We start from the raw sequence: 15827 nt of genomic DNA on the forward strand, positions 1-15827 counted from the left end.
AGCCGGCACGTCAGAAGCAGCGCAGGAGGACGGCGGCGGCGAACCGGCGTGCGGCCAGGTCCTCGCGGCGGATCAGCCAGACGAGGTGGCCGGTCCGGGGCGGCCCGCCGGCTGCCGCCGGCGCCGGCAGCCCCTCGGCCGGGTCGCAGGCGAACTGGGCGAGCAGCACCCACTCCAGCGCCCGCTCCGTCTCCTGCGCACCGGCGGTGTGCGGCAGGGCGGGTGCCGTGCTCCCGGCGCTGCGGGCAGCGGCCTCGTACTCGGGGTGCCCGCCGCACACGGGGTAGCCGCCGATCCTGTGCTCGAAGCGGTGGGCGTACTCGGCCAGTTCGTCCAGGAAGCCGTAGCCGTGCACAGGATGGTCGTAGGGGTCCTCGTGCGCGTGCAGGGCGAAGGCGTGCCGTACGCGCGGATGGTCCGGCAACGGCGCGGTCAGTTCCGCAACGGCGGCCAGGTTCACGGGCCGGAACACCGGGACGCCGGGCGGGGCCGGGCACTCGGCGGCGGACGCCGCCGCGGGGACGTGGACGACGAGGCCGGGCGCCGGCCCCGCCGCCCCGGCCCGGAACCGGCCGGACGGGTCCTCCTCCAGCGGCGCGGAGGCGAAGAACAGGAGCAGGCCGTCGGCGGGCAGCGGTACGTCGAGCGCGCCGGCCGGCAGGGCCGCGCAGTCCACCTCCGCGACGAACGCCGGCGGATCCCCGTCGGGACCGGTCGGCCACGCGGCGCCGGCCGGCAGCCGCGGCAGCCCGCCGAGCCTCGCGGCCGCGGGCACCGCGTCCCTGCATGTTTCCCCGGGCACGAGCCGCAGCCCGGGCCTCAGCAGTGCGGCCCAGCGCGCGGCGTCCTCGTCGTCCAGGTGGCGCCGGGGCACCTCGCGGAGCCCGTGGTCCCGCATGTATGCGATCGGTGGTTCGCCCATGGGGAGATCATGCAGGCCGGCTCCGACAGTCACGGCGAGGCGGTGCGGAAGACGTCGGTGACGCGGCAGGTGACGGGCCGGTCGACCCGGGTCAGGCTCTGCGCCGTGTCGCGGGCCTGCTGCCCCGGCGCGACCCGGGTGAGGAAGACGTGCGCCTCATCGAGCCGGAGCCCGTCCGGGGCGAGGAACTCGACGCTGATGTGGTAGTCGCTGGGCTTGCTGCTCCGGTTCGTCACCATGAGGTCCGCGCTCGGCCAGTTCGTCGCCGCATCGACCCGGCAGGACGAGAGCTGCACGTCCCCGTCGTGGTCGTCCCGGTGGGGGTCCTCGTAGGTGCCCAGCAGCACGGCGCCGAGGGCGACCGCGGCCAGGACGGCGAGGCCCGTGAGGGCGAGGCCGGCCACGAGGCAGGCCCGTACGGGCCGCCGCCGCGGAGACGGCCGCGGGCCGCCCGGCGGGGACGCGCCCGGGCCCCACCCGGCGGGCTGCTGCTCTGGGCCGCGCTGCCCGGAGCGGTCCTCCCACCCCTCGTACCGCGGCCCGGCCGGTTCTCCCATGGCACCCGCCTCCGTCGCTTCGGCCTTGGCACCACGGTGCGCGCGCCGGGGCCGATCGGCACGTCGAGCGGGCGCGGGCCGCCCGCCGTCACTCCGCCAGGCGCCGGAGGGACTGCATGGCCTCGCGTTCGATGCGGGCCAGGTCGCGGAGGACCGAGCCGGCTTCGGCGAGCTGCTCCGGCCCGCCCGACTCCCCTGCCTGCGCGATGAGTTCGGCGGTCCGCGTCCACAGGGCCGCCGCCTCGGTGTACAGCCGGTGGCCGGTGCGCAGGTGCGGACTGTCGACGTGGGCGAGGCACTCGGCGAGGAAGTCGCGGTACAGGTTGCGGAAGAGGGCGCCGCCGGTTCCGGCGCGCTCCATCAGCCGGGCGGCCTGCGGCAGGTCACGCTCCGGCCGGTCGGAGCGGCCGATCCAGCCGGGGACCAGTCGGGCGGCCTTGTCGATGCCGCGGTGGCCGAGGTTGGCGATCGGCGGGTCGAGGAAGGCTTCCGCGCATGCGGTCACCGCGGCCGTGATCCGGGTTTCCGGGTCGGGCAGCTCCCGCGGCGCGGTGATCGTGAAGGACCGGTTCCGGGCCGTCATCGGCCCGCGTGCGGACCGGGCGAGGGCGAGGCTCTCCAGGGAGGTGGACACGGCGCCGCCCTGCTGGTCGGTGTCCACCAGGTGGGCGCGCTGTTCGTCGTACCCGTACAGGGCCACGACGTGGCCGCCGAAGTGCACCTTCGAGGTGAAGTAGTCCAGGTGGAAGCTGTCCAGCTGGAGTCCCACGGGCAGGCCCGCGGCGAGGGGTGCCGCGGCGTTCTGCCAGGCCTTGCGCGGGGAGGCGGTCTCGCGGACGTCGAGTGCCAGTCCCAGTGCGGCGGCCAGGTTCCTGGTGAGTTCGAAGGGGCGCACCCGTCCCCCGAGGAAGGGGAAGTCGAGGTTCTTGGCGTCCCAGTAGACGAAGGACAGGCCGCGGCCGAGGCCGAAGAGCATGGGTTCGGACAGGTCGATGCCCTGGTGGCGCAGCAGCACCCCGAGTGCGGTCGTCTCGCAGTGCCGCATGCCGCGGGCTTCGACGTCGAGCAGGATGGCCGTCATGGTGCGTCCTCCTTCTGTTCGGGGGCCAGACGGGTTGTCCGCTCCTGCGGCGGGACTGCGCCGGTCCGGCCAGGTACACCGTGCACATACTCGCCTGCAGGATCAGCGCGCGGTCGCGGAACGCGGCGAGCAGGGCCGCGGGTCAGCGGTATGCGGCGAAGAACTCCCGGAGGTCGGCCAGCAGCAGGTCGGGGGCCTCCATCGCCGCGAAGTGGCCGCCGCGGTCGAACTCCGTCCAGCGGACCAGGTTGTTGGCCTTCTCCTCGTCGCGGCGCAGGGCGATGTCCTGGACGGTGAACATCGCCACGCCCAGGGGGACCGGTGATGCCTCCTGGCCGCCCCAGCTACGCCCGTCCTCGTAGTACAGCGCGGCCGATGAGCCCGCGGTGCCGGTCAGCCAGTAGATCGACACATGGGTGAGGAGCACGTCGCGGTCGATCGCCTCGTGCGGGAGCTCTTTGGCCAGGTCGGTCATGTCCCGGATCTTGTCGACGATCCAGGCAAGCTGGCCGGCCGGGGAGTCCGTCAGGCCGTAGGCGAGGGTCTGCGGACGCGTCGATTGGATCCCGATGTACCCGCCGGCCTCGGCCATGAACGATTTCATCCGCTGCACCCGCGCCCGCTCCAGGTCGGTCAGGGTGGGGTCGTCCTCTTCTGCGCTGGGGAAAGTCGTGCCGCCGTTGACGTGCACGGCGACGACGTTGCGCGGGGCGGCGACGCCGAGCGCCCGGGAGATCCCGCTGCCGAAGTCGCCTCCGTGCGCGCCGTAGCGCTCGTAGCCGAGTCGGCGCATGAGCTCGGCCCAGGCCGAGGCGATCCGCTGCGTCGACCAGCCTTCGCCGGAGGTCGGCCCGGAGAACCCGAAGCCGGGAATGGACGGGATGACCAGGTGGAAGTCGCGGGACAGCGGCTCGATCAGGTCGAGGAACTCCACAACCGAGCCGGGCCAGCCGTGGGTGAGGACGAGCGGCAGGGCGTCCTCGGCGTCGGAGCGGACGTGCAGGAAGTGGACGTCCTGGCCGTCGATCCCGGTGACGAACTGCGGGTATGCGTTCAGCACCGCCTCCCAGCGGCGCCAGTCGTAGCCGTCCGCCCAGTAGGCCGCCAGTTCCTTGAGGTAGGCCACCGGGACCCCGCGGTCCCAGCCGGTCCCGGGGATCTGGGCGGGCCAGCGGGTGCGGGCGAGGCGGTCGCGCAGGTCGTCGAGGTCGGCTTGGGGGATGTCGATCCGGAAAGGGCGTACCGCGTGAGGGGGCGTGGGGTGCTGCGGGATCGGGTTCGTCATGGCACCCACCGTAGGATCGGGTGAGGACAGCTGCGGTCCTAGGTGTGGCAGAGTGAGTGCGGTGTTGGAGACTTCCGCCCGCCTGCTCAGACTGCTCTCCCTGTTGCAGACACGCCGCCGGTGGTCCGGCGCGGAGCTGGCGAACCGGCTCGGGGTGACCACCCGGACTGTCCGCCGCGACGTGGACCGGCTGCGCGAGCTCGGGTACACCGTCGAATCACTCGCCGGCGTCGCGGGATACCGGCTCGGTCCCGGCTCGGACCTGCCGCCGCTGCTGCTGGACGACGAGGAGGCGGTGGCCGTCGCCGTCGGGCTGCGGACCGCAGCCGGCGGCACGGTGGCCGGGATGGAGGACAGCTCCGTGCGGGCGCTGGCAAAACTGGAGCAGGTGCTGCCAGCGCGGCTACGGCGCCGGGTGCGCGCTCTGCAGGCGGCGACGGTCCCCATGGCGGCCGGCGGCCCCTCCGTCGACCCCGGCATGCTGACCGCCATCGCCGCCGCCTGCCGGGACCACGTCACACTCCGCTTCGACTACGCCGACGCCCGGGGCGGCGCCGGTGTACGGCAGGCCGAGCCGTACCGGCTGGTGGCGACGGGACGCCACTGGTACCTGCTGGGCTTCGACACGGTGCGCTCGGACTGGCGGACCTTCCGCCTCGACCGGATGGCCCTGCGCACACCGGACGGCCCCCGGTTCACTCCCCGCGACCTCCCCGACACCGACCCCGCGCGGTACACCTCCCGCGCCGTCGCCAGTGCCCCGTACCGCTACCAGGCCCGCTTCACGCTCCACGCGCCGGCCTCCGCCGTCTCCGCGCGGTTCTCGCCGACCACCGCGACGATCCAGCCGGAGGGACCGGACGCCTGCCTGCTGACCTGCGGTTCGGATTCCCTGGACGAGCTCGCGCTGTGGGTGGGCCTGGCAGGCGTGCCGTTCGAGGTGCACGAACCGGCCGAACTCGTCGACCGCGTCCGCGAACTCGGCGCCCGCCTGACGGCAGCGGCCCCGGCGCCCGGACCGGCGACCGCAGGAGATGCGGGAGCGGAACCCGGATCGGGCTGACCGCCCCGCGGGCCGTCCGGAGCCGCGGGGGCCGGGTCGCGGTCAGACCGCGGTCCGGGGCCCCGCGGCGCGGCGCAGCCGGTTGGCGATCGCCAGGCCGAGGTCCTCCTCCGCGGGCAGGGAGGCGATGATCAGGTCGCAGCCCTGCTCGTCGAGCTCGCGCAGGAACCCGTACAGCCCGCGTGCGTAACCCTCCAGGGAGCGGGGCACGGCGACCACCGCGTGCGCCTTGACGGGGGTGTCGGCGAGGGAGGCGGGGAGGAAGACGCCGACCCGGTGGCCGGCCTCCTGTGCCAGCGCGGCTTCGGCGGCGACGTCCTCCGGCTCGACGAGGACGACGCGGGCGCGGGGGGCGTAGTGCGACGGGTGCTGGCCCGGCACGCGGACGGTGCTCACGGCGGGGACGGCGAGCGGCCGGCCCAGTGCCGTTTCGAGGTCCTCGCGCGTCACGCCGCCCGGGCGGAGGATGCTCGGGACGTCGCCGGTGACGTCGACGATCGTCGACTCGACGCCGACCTCGCAGGATCCGCCGTCGAGCACGAAGTCGACGGCGTCCCCGAGTTCGGTGCGGACGTGGTCCGCGGTGGTGGGGCTGACGGAGCCGAAGCGGTTCGCCGACGGGGCGGTGACGCCGCCGCCGAAGGCGGCGAGCAGCTCCAGGGCGACGGGGTGGTCGGGGACGCGGACGGCCACCGTCTCCAGGCCGCCGGTCGCTTCGAGGGGCACGCGGGGGCCGCGCCTCAGCACGAGCGTGAGCGGACCCGGCCAGAAGCGCTCGGCGAGCAGCCGCGCCGTCGGGGGCACGTCCTGCACCCAGCTGTCGAGCTGCTCCGCGCCGCCGATGTGGACGATCAGGGGGTGGGAGGGCGGACGCCCCTTGACCTGGAAGATGCGCGCCACGGCAGCCGGGTCTTCGGCGTTGGCGCCCAGACCGTAGACGGTCTCCGTCGGGAGGGCGACGAGCCCTCCGGCGCGCAGCACACCGGCTGCCTTCTCGATGTCACTGGTTGTCGTACCCATTCCCGCAATTCTAGGAGACCGCAGAAGCGGGGACGGCCGGGTGGGGAGCTGCGGGGCTGCGGAGGCTGACGTGGAGGGCGCAGACGTCGTCGCGGCGGGTCACGGGGTCGACGAGCGCGTTCAGGATGCCGTCGAGGGCGCCGCCCTCGGCGGCGCTGCGGACGGCGGCGCGGGCGAGGCGTGCCAGGCTGGTGTCGAGGTCCTCCCGGGGCCTCTCGATCAGGCCGTCGGTGTAGAGCAGGAGCTGGTCGCCGGGCCGCAGGTGCGTGCTCGCGGCTTCGTAGCGCGGGGCGGGCACCGCGCCCAGCAGGATGCCGGGCGGTGAGCTGAGGTATGAGGCGCTGCCCCGGCGCAGGAGCAGCGGCGGCGGGTGGCCGGCCTGCACCCAGGTGAGCTTGGAGGTGGCGGGCTCGTAGTGGGCCATGATCATGGTGGCCGTGCTGAAGCTGCGTTCGGCGGTGTGCAGCAGCAGGGTGTTCAGCCTGGTCAGGATCGCCGGCAGGGGCATGCCGGTGATGGCCATGCCCTTGGCGGTGAAGCGCAGCTGGGCCATGGTGGCCACGGCGTCCAGTCCGTGGCCGGCGACGTCCCCGATGACGAGGAGGGCGCTGCCGTCGGGCAGCTCGATCGCGCTGTACCAGTCGCCGCCGACGTTGAGGCCCTCCTGGAGCGGGTGGTAGGCGACGTCCACGGTCAGGCCGGCCAGGCTGAGGGACTGCTGGGCCAGCGGCAGGAGGGCGTGCTGGAGGCGTTCGGCGACATCGCGCTCGGCGGTCAGCTGGCTGCGGTGGGCGAGGGCGGCCTGCTGGCTCTCCAGGAGTTGCGCCTGGGCCCGTTTCGCGGCGGTGAGGTCCTGGAAGAAGCCGTGGATCGCGACCGGGTGGCCGTGTGCGTCCCGCTCGGACTCTGCGACGATCCGCACGTGCCGGACCTCGCCGCGGGGGGTGGTGAGGCGGAACGTGTGGTCGACGGACCTGCCGGTGCCCAGCAGCTGCTCCACCACGGCGCTCAGTTCCACACGGTCTTCGCCGACGACGTGCGCGGGCAGCTCGTCCAGGGCCATCGGGCCTGCGGACCGGTCGCGGCCGAAGACCGAGTAGGCGTGCTCCGACCATGTGGCGGTGTTCCGGACGAGGTCCCAGTCCGCCCATCCCATGCCGCCGAGGCGCTGCATCACCGCGAGGCGCCGCTGCTCGCGTTCGCCGTTGTCGAGCCGCACCCAGGAGACGATCAGCCCGCCGTGGGAGGCCGAGGCGAGTACGGCGAACCGTGAGAGCCGCGGAATGCCGGCGAGTACCTCCTCGTACTCGAACGGCTCCCCTTCGTAGCGCAGGCCGGTCCGCAGGGCCCGCAGGTAGCCTTCCCACAGCGCCGATCCGACCACGGTCGGGTAGGTGGCCGCCACGCTCAGCCCGATCAGCTCCTTGCCCCGGCGGGCTCCGATGTCGACCGCCTCGGGCGAGGCCGCCGCGATGCGGAAGTCGGCCACCGTGCCGTCGGCGCCGCGGACCGGCAGGAGCAGGGTCACCGAACCGGGAAGCCCGTCCAGCACGGACTGCACCGCGGCCTCCGCCAGGACGGGGGCCGGCTCGCCGCCCGTGTCCGGCGGCCTGCGGGCCGTGCAGGGGCGCGGGAAGTAGACCGACCCACCGTCCCCCGAAGCGGAGGCGATGCCGTCGGACCCGGGCGGCGACGGCTGCACGTGGTCAGTCATGCAACGAGCATGTCACATTGCCCGTTCGCCCAGGATGCAGCCCGGCGCCGCCTGCGGCGGTCCGGACTCCGTACCGGACACAGGGCCGCGCCCGGCCGCGCCGGCCGGTGGGAGCGATCGCCACGGGCGGGGCGGCCATGGAGCAAGTCCGCGGTCCGGGAGGGGAGTTCCTCCTCCGGGCCGCACCGGGCCACGGTGGTGCCGCGGTGGTCGCGCCGCCCCTGGCCGGACACCGGACCGGATCGGCCGTCGGGCGCGGGGCCGCGCCGCTATCTTGGGCGCCATGGACGTGCAGTTGGCGGTGGCAGGGCTGATCACCGAGGTGAATCAGCAGGTCCAGGACGGGGCCTGGGACCTCACGCCGGCTGACCGGGCCCTGGCGCGCGGGGCGGCCGCCGGCCTGGAGGAGGCGGTCGGCGGCCCGCCCGCCGGGGGCCCGCCGCCGGACATCGAGCGGCTGGCGCACCTGCGCGAGGCACTGGCCGCACTCGCGATCGCCCTGGCGCGCACGCACGGGCGCCTCGCCTGGTTCCTCGCCGCGTGCATCGAGGCGCTGACGCCGGTCCTGCACTGGCGGGCGCTGCCGCCGGGCGACGGTCCCCACTTCGACACCGTGCAGCCCGCCCGGGAGCAGCTCGCCGACGCCGAGGACGCGGTGCGGCGGCTGGCCGCCGTCCTGGCCCGGATCGGCGCGTAGCGGAACGCGGCCGGACGGCTCGGATCACCTCCGCCAGCACCGGCCGTGGCTGCGGCTGCGGCTGTGGCTGTGGCTGTGGCGCAGGATCACGAGGAGGGCGAGCCCCACCGCGCCGGCGGCGATCAGCGGCGCCCGGTTGGCCCGCGCCTTCGTCGCGGCCGTGCCGGCCTTCTCGCGCAGCGGCTCGGGGGTCTTCTCCGCGGCGAGGTGACCGGCCCGGGCGGCCCCGTCGCGCAGGTGTGCGGCGGCGTGGGCCGCCTTGTCGCGGACGGGCTCGGGGGTCTTGTCCCTGACGCGTTCGGCCGCGTGCGCCGCCTTGTCCCGCAGCTGGTCGGAGGCGTGTGCCGCCTTCGCCGCCGCCTGCTCCCTGATCTCCGCCGCCTTCTCCTTGGCCTGCGCCTTGACGTCGGCCTTGGCGGCCAGCGCCTCCACGGTCGCCCCGAGCTCCTCGCGGGTGTGCTCGACCTGCTCGCGCAGCTCCTCGGGTTCGGGCGCGGGTGCGGATTCGCCGTTTCGGGGCTGTTCGCTCATCGGTGTGCCTTCTCCCTGATCTCGGCCACGTCGGCCTTGATGCTGTCGATGGTCCGCTCGGGAGCGGGGGCGCCGGCCTTGGCGACCTGCTGCCTGCCGGCCAGGGCCAGTACGGCGGCCACCGCCGCGAGCAGGGCGCCGGCGACCAGGGCCGACGCCCATACCGGCAGGACGAGGGCCAGGGCCGCGACGGCGGCGGCCACCAGGGCCTGGGCGGCCAGTACGCCGACGAGGCCGGCGCCGCCGAGGAGGCCGCCGCCCGCCCCGTAGTGCCTGCCCTTGCCGGCCATCTCGGCCCGTGCCAGCTGCATCTCCTCCCGGACGAGCTCCGAGAGCTGCTGGGATGCCCGCGTGACGAGCGCGCCCACCGGCTCGTCCTGGCGTGGACTGCGTCCGACGGAGCTCATTGCCATGCCCGCCTTCCTCCCCGTGTCGGTGATGGTCTCCGCGTGCGCCTACCCCCCGACCGGCCGGGCATCCGTCCCGTCGCCACCCGCAGGGGTGAAGGGGTCCTCCGGGGGCCCGGCCGGCGGTTTCACCCCGCAGGGGGACGAAGCCCTTGCGCCGGGTCCGTCCCGGCGGCGCGGGCGAGGAGGTCCGTACGGGTGACGGCGCCCGTACGCGTCGACGGGACGGTGCACGCGTGGGCCCCGGCGACCGCCCCGTACCGGGCGCAGCGCCGCGGGTCCTCGCCGTTCAGGAGGCCGAACAGGAAGCCGGCGGCGAAGGCGTCGCCGGCGCCGTTGGTGTCCACCACCGGGCCGGGCGGCTCGGCCGCCGCCACGTGGCTCAGCTCGCCGTCCGCCAGCAGGAGGGCGCCGTCCGCGCCGGCCGTGGCGACGACGGTGCGGGCCCGGCCGCGGGCGGCGATGCCGCGCATGGTGCGCTCCGGGTCGGCGAGGGCGGCGGCCGACAGGAAGACGAGGTCCGCGGCGAGGGCGTACGCCTCGTGGTAGGGGTCGGCGCCGTCCCAGTCGTGCAGGTCGGTGGAGAGGGTGGCGCCGGCCTCGCGGAGCAGGGGCAGCGCGTGCGCCCAGGGGTGGGTGATGACGACGTGCGCGTGGCGGGAGGCGGCCGCGAGCCGGCGTACCGCCGCCTCGGGCAGCCGGTCCGGGCCGTCCGCGCGGGTCGCGTCGTAGAGGGACTGCCGGCGCCCGTCGGGGGCGACGAGGTTGACCGCGCGCTTGGTGCCCGCCGGGTGCGGGAGCGCGGTGAGGGGGATGCCGTGGTCGCGGTGGAGGGCGCGGACCAGGTCTCCCTCGTGGTCGTCGCCGATCAGGTCCATGTGGTGGGTGCGCAGGCCCAGCGCGGCCAGGCCGAGCGCGACGAAGTCGCCGCTCTGCCCGGCGCGCGTCGTGATGCCGGGCCGGATCATGTGGCTGTCGGCGAAGGGCAGCGGCAGTCGGGGGACGTGGACGACCGTGTCCACGCCGGCGCCGCCCAGGACCAGGACGTCGATGTCGCGGGGCATGGGGTTCCTCTCGGGCTGTCGGGAATGATCGGTGCATGCGGATTCTGATCGTCACGGCCGGCTCGCGCGGGGACGTCGCCCCGTTCACGGGGCTGGGGAGGCGCCTGCTCGATGCCGGCCATGAGGTCGCCGTAGCCGCGCACCCGGCGCTGGCGGCGCTCGTCGAAGGCTGCGGCCTCGAGTGCCGGCCCCTGCCGGGGGACCCCGAGGGGCTCATGCGGGGCTGGTCGCGGGCGGCGTCCCGGGAGGAGGCGCGGGCTCTGACCAGGGCGTACGCGGAGGGGCTCGCCGACGGGGTGGCGGAGGCGGCGGCGGGCGGCGCGGACCTGCTGCTCACCGCCTTCGGGCCGGCTCCGCTCAGTCTGGCGGCCGGTGAGGCGCTCGGTGTCCCCGTCATCGGCACCTACCTCACCCCGTCGTTCGCCACCCGGCGGTTCCCGCTGCCGCCGGAGGGGCCCGCTGAGGGACGGGGGCCCGAGGCGAACCTCGCCGCGGGCCGGGACGTGGTGGCGCGTGCGGCCGGGGTCTTCGCGGGCGCCGCGGCCCGGCTGCGCGGGCGGCTCGGACTGCCGGCCGAGGCGCCCGTGCAGCCGGACGGCGTCCGGCCTGTGTTCCACGGCTTCAGCCCGCTGGTGGTGCCCCGCCCCCGCGACTGGCCCTCCGGGGTCGGTGTGTCGGGGTACTGGTGGCCCGCGCGGCCCGACGGCTGGCGGCCCCCGGCCGACCTGGCCGACTTCCTGCGGGCGGGGCCGCCGCCGGTGTTCGTCGGGTTCGGCAGCATGGCGGCCGGGCAGGGGGAACGGCTCAGCGCGCTGGTGGCCGCGGCCGTGCGGCGGGCGGGGGTGCGGGCGGTGGTCCAGGCCGGGTGGGCCGGCCTGGCCGGCTGCGGTGACGGCGTCCTGGCCGTCGGCGACGTCCCGCACGACTGGCTGTTCCCCCGCACCGCGGCCGTCGTCCACCACGCCGGGGCGGGCACGACCGGGGCCGGGCTGCGGGCCGGGGTGCCGGCGGTGCCGGTGCCCGTCATGGCCGACCAGCCTTTCTGGGCGGCCCGGCTGCACCGGCTGGGAGTGGCCACCCGGCCCCTGCCGCTGCGGGACCTCACCGCCGAAACCCTCGGCGCCGCGATCCGCGCCTGCCTGTCCGAGCCGGCCCACCGCCGCCGGGCGGCCGCCCTCGCCCGCCGCATCGCGGCGGAGGACGGCGCCGGCGCGGTGCTCGCCCGCATCGGCTCGCGGTGTGCCGGATGAGACCGCACAAGGGCGGGCGGGTCCCTGCGGGCGGGTCCCCGCGGGCGCGCGTCAGAGGGCGGAGAGTTCGCCGAGCAGGTCGTCCAGGCCGAGCGAGCCCTGCGACAGGGCGGCCATGTGCCAGGCCTTGAGGTCGAAGCCCGCGCCGTGCCGGGCACGGGCGGCCTCCCGGCCCGCCAGCCAGACCCGCTCGCCCAGCTTGTAGCCGATGGCCTGGCCGGGCATGCCCAGGTAGCGGGTGATCTCGCTCTCGACGTAGTCGGCGGGGCGGCTGGTGTGCCGGCCGAGGAACTCCTGGGCCAGGGAGGGTGTCCAGCGTTCGCCCGGGTGGAAGGGCGAGTCCTTCGGGATCTCCAGTTCCAGGTGCATGCCGATGTCGACGATGACGCGGACGGCCCGCATCATCTGCGCGTCCAGGTAGCCGAGGCGGCGCTGCGGGTCGGTCAGGAAGCCCAGTTCGTCCATGAGGCGCTCCGCGTACAGCGCCCAGCCCTCGGCGTTGGCGCCGACGAGGCCCAGGGTGGTCTGGTAGCGGGAGAGGTCGTCGGCGACGTGCGCCCACTGGGCGAGCTGGAGGTGGTGGCCGGGTACGCCCTCGTGGTACCAGGTGGTGACGAGGTCGTAGACGGGGAAGCGGGTCTCGCCCATGGTCGGGAGCCAGGTGCGTCCGGGCCGGGAGAAGTCCAGGGACGGCTCGGTGTAGTAGGGGGCGGCGGCGCTGCCCCGCGGGGCGATGTGCGACTCGACCCTGCGGACGCGCGGGGCCAGTTCGAAGTGGGTGCCGTCGAGGAGGCCGATGGTGTCGTCCATCAGCGTCTGGAGCCACTGCCGGGTCTCCTCGACGCCTTCGACGGCGTCGCCGTGCCGGTCGCACCAGGCCAGCGCCTCCCACGGGTCGGTGGCGCCGGGCAGGACGCGTCCGGCCTCGGTGCGCATCTCGGCGAGCAGCCGGCGGAACTCGGCCCAGCCGTAGGCGTAGGCCTCGTCCAGGTCGAGGTCGGTGCCGTTGTGGTGGCGGGCGAGGCGGACGTAGCGCTCCCTGCCGGCGACGTCCGGAGCGTCCGCGACGGCCGGCGCGTAGGTGTCGCGGAGCCAGTCGCGGAGTTCGGCGAGGGCACCGGTGGCGGCCGCGGCGGCGCCGTCGAGCCCGGGGCGCAGCGGCTCGGGGCAGGGGTCGGTGAACTCCTGGAACCAGCTGCGGTCCGTGCCGATCCACTCGGTCAGCTGGCCGATGACGGCGGCGGTCTGCCGGGGCCCCGCGGTGAGGCCGCGGGCGAGTCCGGTGCCCAGGGACGCCTGGTAGCCGGCGAGGGCGTCGGGGACGGCGTACAACCGCCGTCCGATCGCCGCCCAGTCCTCGGCGGTGTCCTGGGGGGTGAGGGTGAAGACGTCGCGGACCTCGTGCAGCGGCGAGCCGAGGTTGCCGACCGTGCGGAGGTGCTCGCCGGCCTCGTGGACGGCGAGTTCGGCGGTGAGCCGCTCGCGGAGCAGGCGGGCGCAGCGGCGTTCGGCGGCGGTGTCGGCGCCGGGCTCCCGCTCGGCTTCGGCGAGCTGTCGCAGGGTGGTGCGGGCCAGGTCGGCGGCGGCGTGCCGGCCGTCGGGCGAAAGGTCGGGGAGGCGGTCGGAGCCGGCGGCGACACCGAGGAAGGTGGCGGCGATCGGGTCGAGGGCGACGAAGGCGTCGACGTGGGCGTCGGCGACCTCCCGGGGCAGCCTGCCGCCGCTGGGGGCGGTGGAGTGGGGCATGCGAGCCGTCCTTGTACGGGTGGGTGCGTCGGCGGGATGGGGGCCGGCGGGTCGGTGGGGGGGTGTGCGGGCGGGGCGGGGTGCGGGGCCGGGGCGGCCGGGATCAGATCCACTCCCGTTCGCGGGCCATGCGCAGCGCGTCGATGCGGTTGCGGGCGCCCATGGCGGACACGACGGCGGAGACGTAGTTGCGGGCGGTGCCTTCGGACAGGGAGAGCCGGGCGGCGATCTGCGGGACGGGGTCGCCGCGGTGGAGGAGTTCGAGGACGGACAGCTGCCGGCGGGTGAGCGGGCAGTCCCCGCCCGGCGCTGCCGCGGGCCCGTCGTCGAAGACCCGCTCTCCGCGGTGCACGCGGCGGACGGCCTCGGCGAGGCGTTCGGGCGGGTCGCTGCGGCGGACCAGTCCGCCGATGCCGCCGGCGAGGGCCCTGCGGACGAGGGGCCGGGGGCAGGCGGTGGCGAGGAGCAGGGTTCGGCTGCCCGGGAGGACGGCGATCTTCTCGGCGGCCTCGAGGGTCTCCTCGTCCCGGCCGCCGAAGCTGATGAGGACGACGTCGGGACGGTGGAGTTCGGCGAACTCCAGGGCGGCGTACGCGCTGTCGGCGGATGCGACGACGGTGAGGCCGGGGAAGCCGTCCAGGAGGGCGGTGAGCGCGGCGCGGGACAGGGCGAGGTCGTCGTGGACCAGCACGTCGGTGTTCATCCGGTCTCCCCGCGGCGGTCGGGACGGTGCTGTTGCGGCAGCGGCAGGACGAGGAGGTCCACGCCGTGCGGCGGGCCCGTCAGCCTGCCCGCCTCGGTCCAGCCCCACCGCCGGTACATGTCGCGGGCCGGCGCCTTCCCGGATGCGGCGAGGACGGCGTACGGCTCGCTGCGGTCGGCCAGCAGCCGGTCGAGGAGCAGGCGGCCGTGCCCGCGGCCGCGGGCCTCCCGGACGACCGCGAGCTCGTACACGTAGAACAACGGCAGGCGGCGCAGCCGCCGAGGTGCGGGGGCGGCGGCCCGCGGGTGCCACCAGCCGGCCCCTCGGTGGACTCCGTAGGCGAACCCGGTCAGGGTCGCGCCGTCGCGGACGGTGGCGACGGCGAAGCCCGGCAGGGCCGCGTGGCCGGCGAGTTGCCGGGCGAAGCCGTCCGCGTCCGCCGTGTCCTCGTGGTAGGGCGGTTCGCGGTAGACCCGGTGGTAGACCTCGCGGAACTCGCCGAGGTGCAGGGGTGCGGAGCCGGGCTCAGACATCGGCGGTCTCCCGCTGGACGTGCGCCGGCAGCACCCGGTTGAGCCGCTGGAGCAGGACGACGGCGACGAGGCAGAAGGCGCACAGCATGAGCCACGGCAGGGCGGCCCCGAAGGCCAGCAGCCCGGTGAACACGGTCGGCGCCAGCACCTTGGCGAGGCTCCACATCAGCTCCTCCATGCCCAGGTAGCGGCCGCGGAGGTGCCCCGCGGCCATGCCCACGATCAGCGCGCTGGTGGTGGGGGCCTGGAGCAGTTCGGCGACCGTGAAGACGACCATGCCGAGGACGAGCCCGCAGAAGGCGAGGCTCGCGTGGTCGCCGGGCACGGCCGCGATGACCAGGAAGGACGCCATCCACAGGACGGCCGCCGTCTGGAGCACGGCGGGCCGCCGGTACCTCTCCACGGCCTTGGCCAGGGCGGTCTGGCCGAGCACCACCATGACCGTGTTGATCGCGAAGAGCATGCCGGGCTGCCACTCGGGGAGCCCGCGCCCCTCGATGATGTACGCGCTCAGCAGCAGGGTCAGCGCCAGGTCGCACAGGGCGAAGACCCAGGTGGTGGCGAGGACGGCGAGGAACGGCCGGTCGGCGAGGACCTCCCGGTAGCCGGCGCGCGGTTCCGCCTTCCGGGCGGCGTCGGCTGGGGCGGGCGCGGCGGGGCTCCGGAGGGCGCCCCGGCGCCAGGTCGCGACGAGCCCGGCGGCGAGGAGGAACGACAGGGCGTTCAGGACGACGACGGCGGTGTAGCCGGAGGTGCCGCCCCAGCCGACGAAAGTGCTGCCGATGAGGCCGCCCGCGCCGATACCGGCGTTGCGCAGGGAGCGGTCCATCGCGTACCAGCGGGCCCGGTGCCCGTCGTCGGCGACCTGGGCGACGAGGGCGAAGACGGAGGGCCGGAAGAGGCTGTCGCCCCACATGGTGGCCGTGACGAGGAGAACGAGCTGCCAGGGGGTGTCGGTGAACACGTAGGCGGTGAAGGTGAGGACGCGGATCAGATTGGCCGAGACGAGGACGCGCCGCGGCCCGATCCGGTCGATCAGCCTGCCTCCGAGCGGGCCCGCGGGCAGGGAGAGCAGGGCGCCGGTCGACAGCATCAGGCCGACCGTGGTCAGGGGGATGCCCTTGGCGGCGTGGAAGTACACCACCGCGAAGGGCAGGAAGAGGCCGGTGCCCAGGGCGTCGACGATCTGCGCGACGATCAGGGGCCTGCGGCCCTTGGTGTTGGGCAGGCCGAACGTGTCGATGACAGCCATCG

General features: G+C 75.4%; 16 protein-coding genes. 3 read left to right on the plus strand and 13 right to left on the minus strand.

All coding sequences use genetic code 11. The annotated features are described in order from the left end of the window. Positions 1–10 precede the first annotated feature (10 nt). From MUK52_RS00275 to MUK52_RS00290, 4 genes are all read right to left on the minus strand, one after another. A complete protein-coding gene (locus MUK52_RS00275; RefSeq protein ID WP_284573994.1) occupies positions 11–922 on the minus strand; it encodes a DUF1963 domain-containing protein in 912 nt (303 codons plus the stop codon). A 29-nt stretch (positions 923–951) separates the two neighbouring features. Continuing rightward, positions 952–1479 (minus strand): hypothetical protein, encoded by a 528-nt coding sequence (locus tag MUK52_RS00280; protein WP_284573996.1) that lies wholly within the window; start codon positions 1477–1479, stop codon positions 952–954. Positions 1480–1567: 88 nt separating this feature from the next. Beyond that, the gene (locus MUK52_RS00285) at positions 1568–2560 is read right to left on the minus strand and encodes a BtrH N-terminal domain-containing protein (protein ID WP_284573998.1); all 993 of its coding nucleotides are present in this window, start codon (positions 2558–2560) and stop codon (positions 1568–1570) included. Positions 2561–2702: 142 nt separating this feature from the next. Further along, positions 2703–3845, minus strand: coding sequence for an epoxide hydrolase family protein (locus tag MUK52_RS00290; protein WP_114055844.1), 1143 nt, complete (start codon positions 3843–3845; stop codon positions 2703–2705). Positions 3846–3906: 61 nt separating this feature from the next. Between MUK52_RS00290 and MUK52_RS00295 the strand changes: the two genes are divergently transcribed. Further along, positions 3907–4908 (plus strand): helix-turn-helix transcriptional regulator, encoded by a 1002-nt coding sequence (locus MUK52_RS00295; RefSeq protein WP_284574001.1) that lies wholly within the window; start codon positions 3907–3909, stop codon positions 4906–4908. A gap of 42 nt (positions 4909–4950) precedes the next feature. Here MUK52_RS00295 and MUK52_RS00300 read toward each other — a convergent pair whose 3' ends face one another. Beyond that, on the minus strand, positions 4951–5928 hold the full coding sequence (locus MUK52_RS00300) for an L-threonylcarbamoyladenylate synthase (protein ID WP_114055843.1): 978 nt from the start codon (positions 5926–5928) through the stop codon (positions 4951–4953). A 10-nt stretch (positions 5929–5938) separates the two neighbouring features. Beyond that, complete coding sequence (locus MUK52_RS00305; RefSeq protein ID WP_284574003.1) at positions 5939–7642, minus strand: PP2C family protein-serine/threonine phosphatase; 1704 nt, start codon at positions 7640–7642, stop codon at positions 5939–5941. A 283-nt stretch (positions 7643–7925) separates the two neighbouring features. On the opposite strand from MUK52_RS00305, the gene MUK52_RS00310 reads away from it, so the two are divergent. Beyond that, positions 7926–8339, plus strand: a complete 414-nt coding sequence (locus MUK52_RS00310; RefSeq protein ID WP_284574005.1) for a hypothetical protein — start codon at positions 7926–7928, stop codon at positions 8337–8339. A 24-nt stretch (positions 8340–8363) separates the two neighbouring features. Here MUK52_RS00310 and MUK52_RS00315 read toward each other — a convergent pair whose 3' ends face one another. The 3 genes from MUK52_RS00315 to MUK52_RS00325 form a co-directional block, all read right to left on the minus strand. Then, positions 8364–8870 carry a DUF3618 domain-containing protein gene (locus MUK52_RS00315; RefSeq protein WP_284574007.1) on the minus strand — a complete coding sequence of 169 codons (507 nt, stop codon included), beginning with the start codon at positions 8868–8870 and terminating at the stop codon, positions 8364–8366. Next, positions 8867–9277, minus strand: coding sequence for a phage holin family protein (locus MUK52_RS00320; protein ID WP_284581626.1), 411 nt, complete (start codon positions 9275–9277; stop codon positions 8867–8869). Before MUK52_RS00320 ends, MUK52_RS00315 begins: the two co-directional genes overlap by 4 nt. Positions 9278–9405: 128 nt before the next feature. Then, on the minus strand, positions 9406–10341 hold the full coding sequence (locus MUK52_RS00325) for an adenosine kinase (RefSeq protein WP_114055839.1): 936 nt from the start codon (positions 10339–10341) through the stop codon (positions 9406–9408). A 35-nt stretch (positions 10342–10376) separates the two neighbouring features. Between MUK52_RS00325 and MUK52_RS00330 the strand changes: the two genes are divergently transcribed. Beyond that, on the plus strand, positions 10377–11591 hold the full coding sequence (locus MUK52_RS00330; RefSeq protein ID WP_114055838.1) for a glycosyltransferase: 1215 nt from the start codon (positions 10377–10379) through the stop codon (positions 11589–11591). Positions 11592–11642: 51 nt separating this feature from the next. Here the strand turns inward: MUK52_RS00330 and MUK52_RS00335 are convergent, their stop codons facing one another. From MUK52_RS00335 to MUK52_RS00350, 4 genes are all read right to left on the minus strand, one after another. After that, on the minus strand, positions 11643–13337 hold the full coding sequence (locus tag MUK52_RS00335) for a DUF885 domain-containing protein (protein ID WP_284574011.1): 1695 nt from the start codon (positions 13335–13337) through the stop codon (positions 11643–11645). Positions 13338–13440: 103 nt separating this feature from the next. Continuing rightward, positions 13441–14040 carry a response regulator transcription factor gene (locus MUK52_RS00340; RefSeq protein ID WP_114055836.1) on the minus strand — a complete coding sequence of 200 codons (600 nt, stop codon included), beginning with the start codon at positions 14038–14040 and terminating at the stop codon, positions 13441–13443. Beyond that, positions 14037–14573 (minus strand): GNAT family N-acetyltransferase, encoded by a 537-nt coding sequence (locus tag MUK52_RS00345; RefSeq protein WP_284574014.1) that lies wholly within the window; start codon positions 14571–14573, stop codon positions 14037–14039. The genes MUK52_RS00340 and MUK52_RS00345 overlap by 4 nt, the downstream gene beginning before the upstream one ends. Beyond that, complete coding sequence (locus MUK52_RS00350; protein ID WP_284574017.1) at positions 14566–15825, minus strand: MDR family MFS transporter; 1260 nt, start codon at positions 15823–15825, stop codon at positions 14566–14568. The genes MUK52_RS00345 and MUK52_RS00350 overlap by 8 nt, the downstream gene beginning before the upstream one ends. Between the last annotated feature and the right edge of the window lie 2 nt (positions 15826–15827).

This window comes from Streptomyces sp. 2P-4, assembly GCF_030167965.1.
In the GTDB taxonomy this organism is placed as follows: domain Bacteria; phylum Actinomycetota; class Actinomycetes; order Streptomycetales; family Streptomycetaceae; genus Streptomyces; species Streptomyces globosus_A.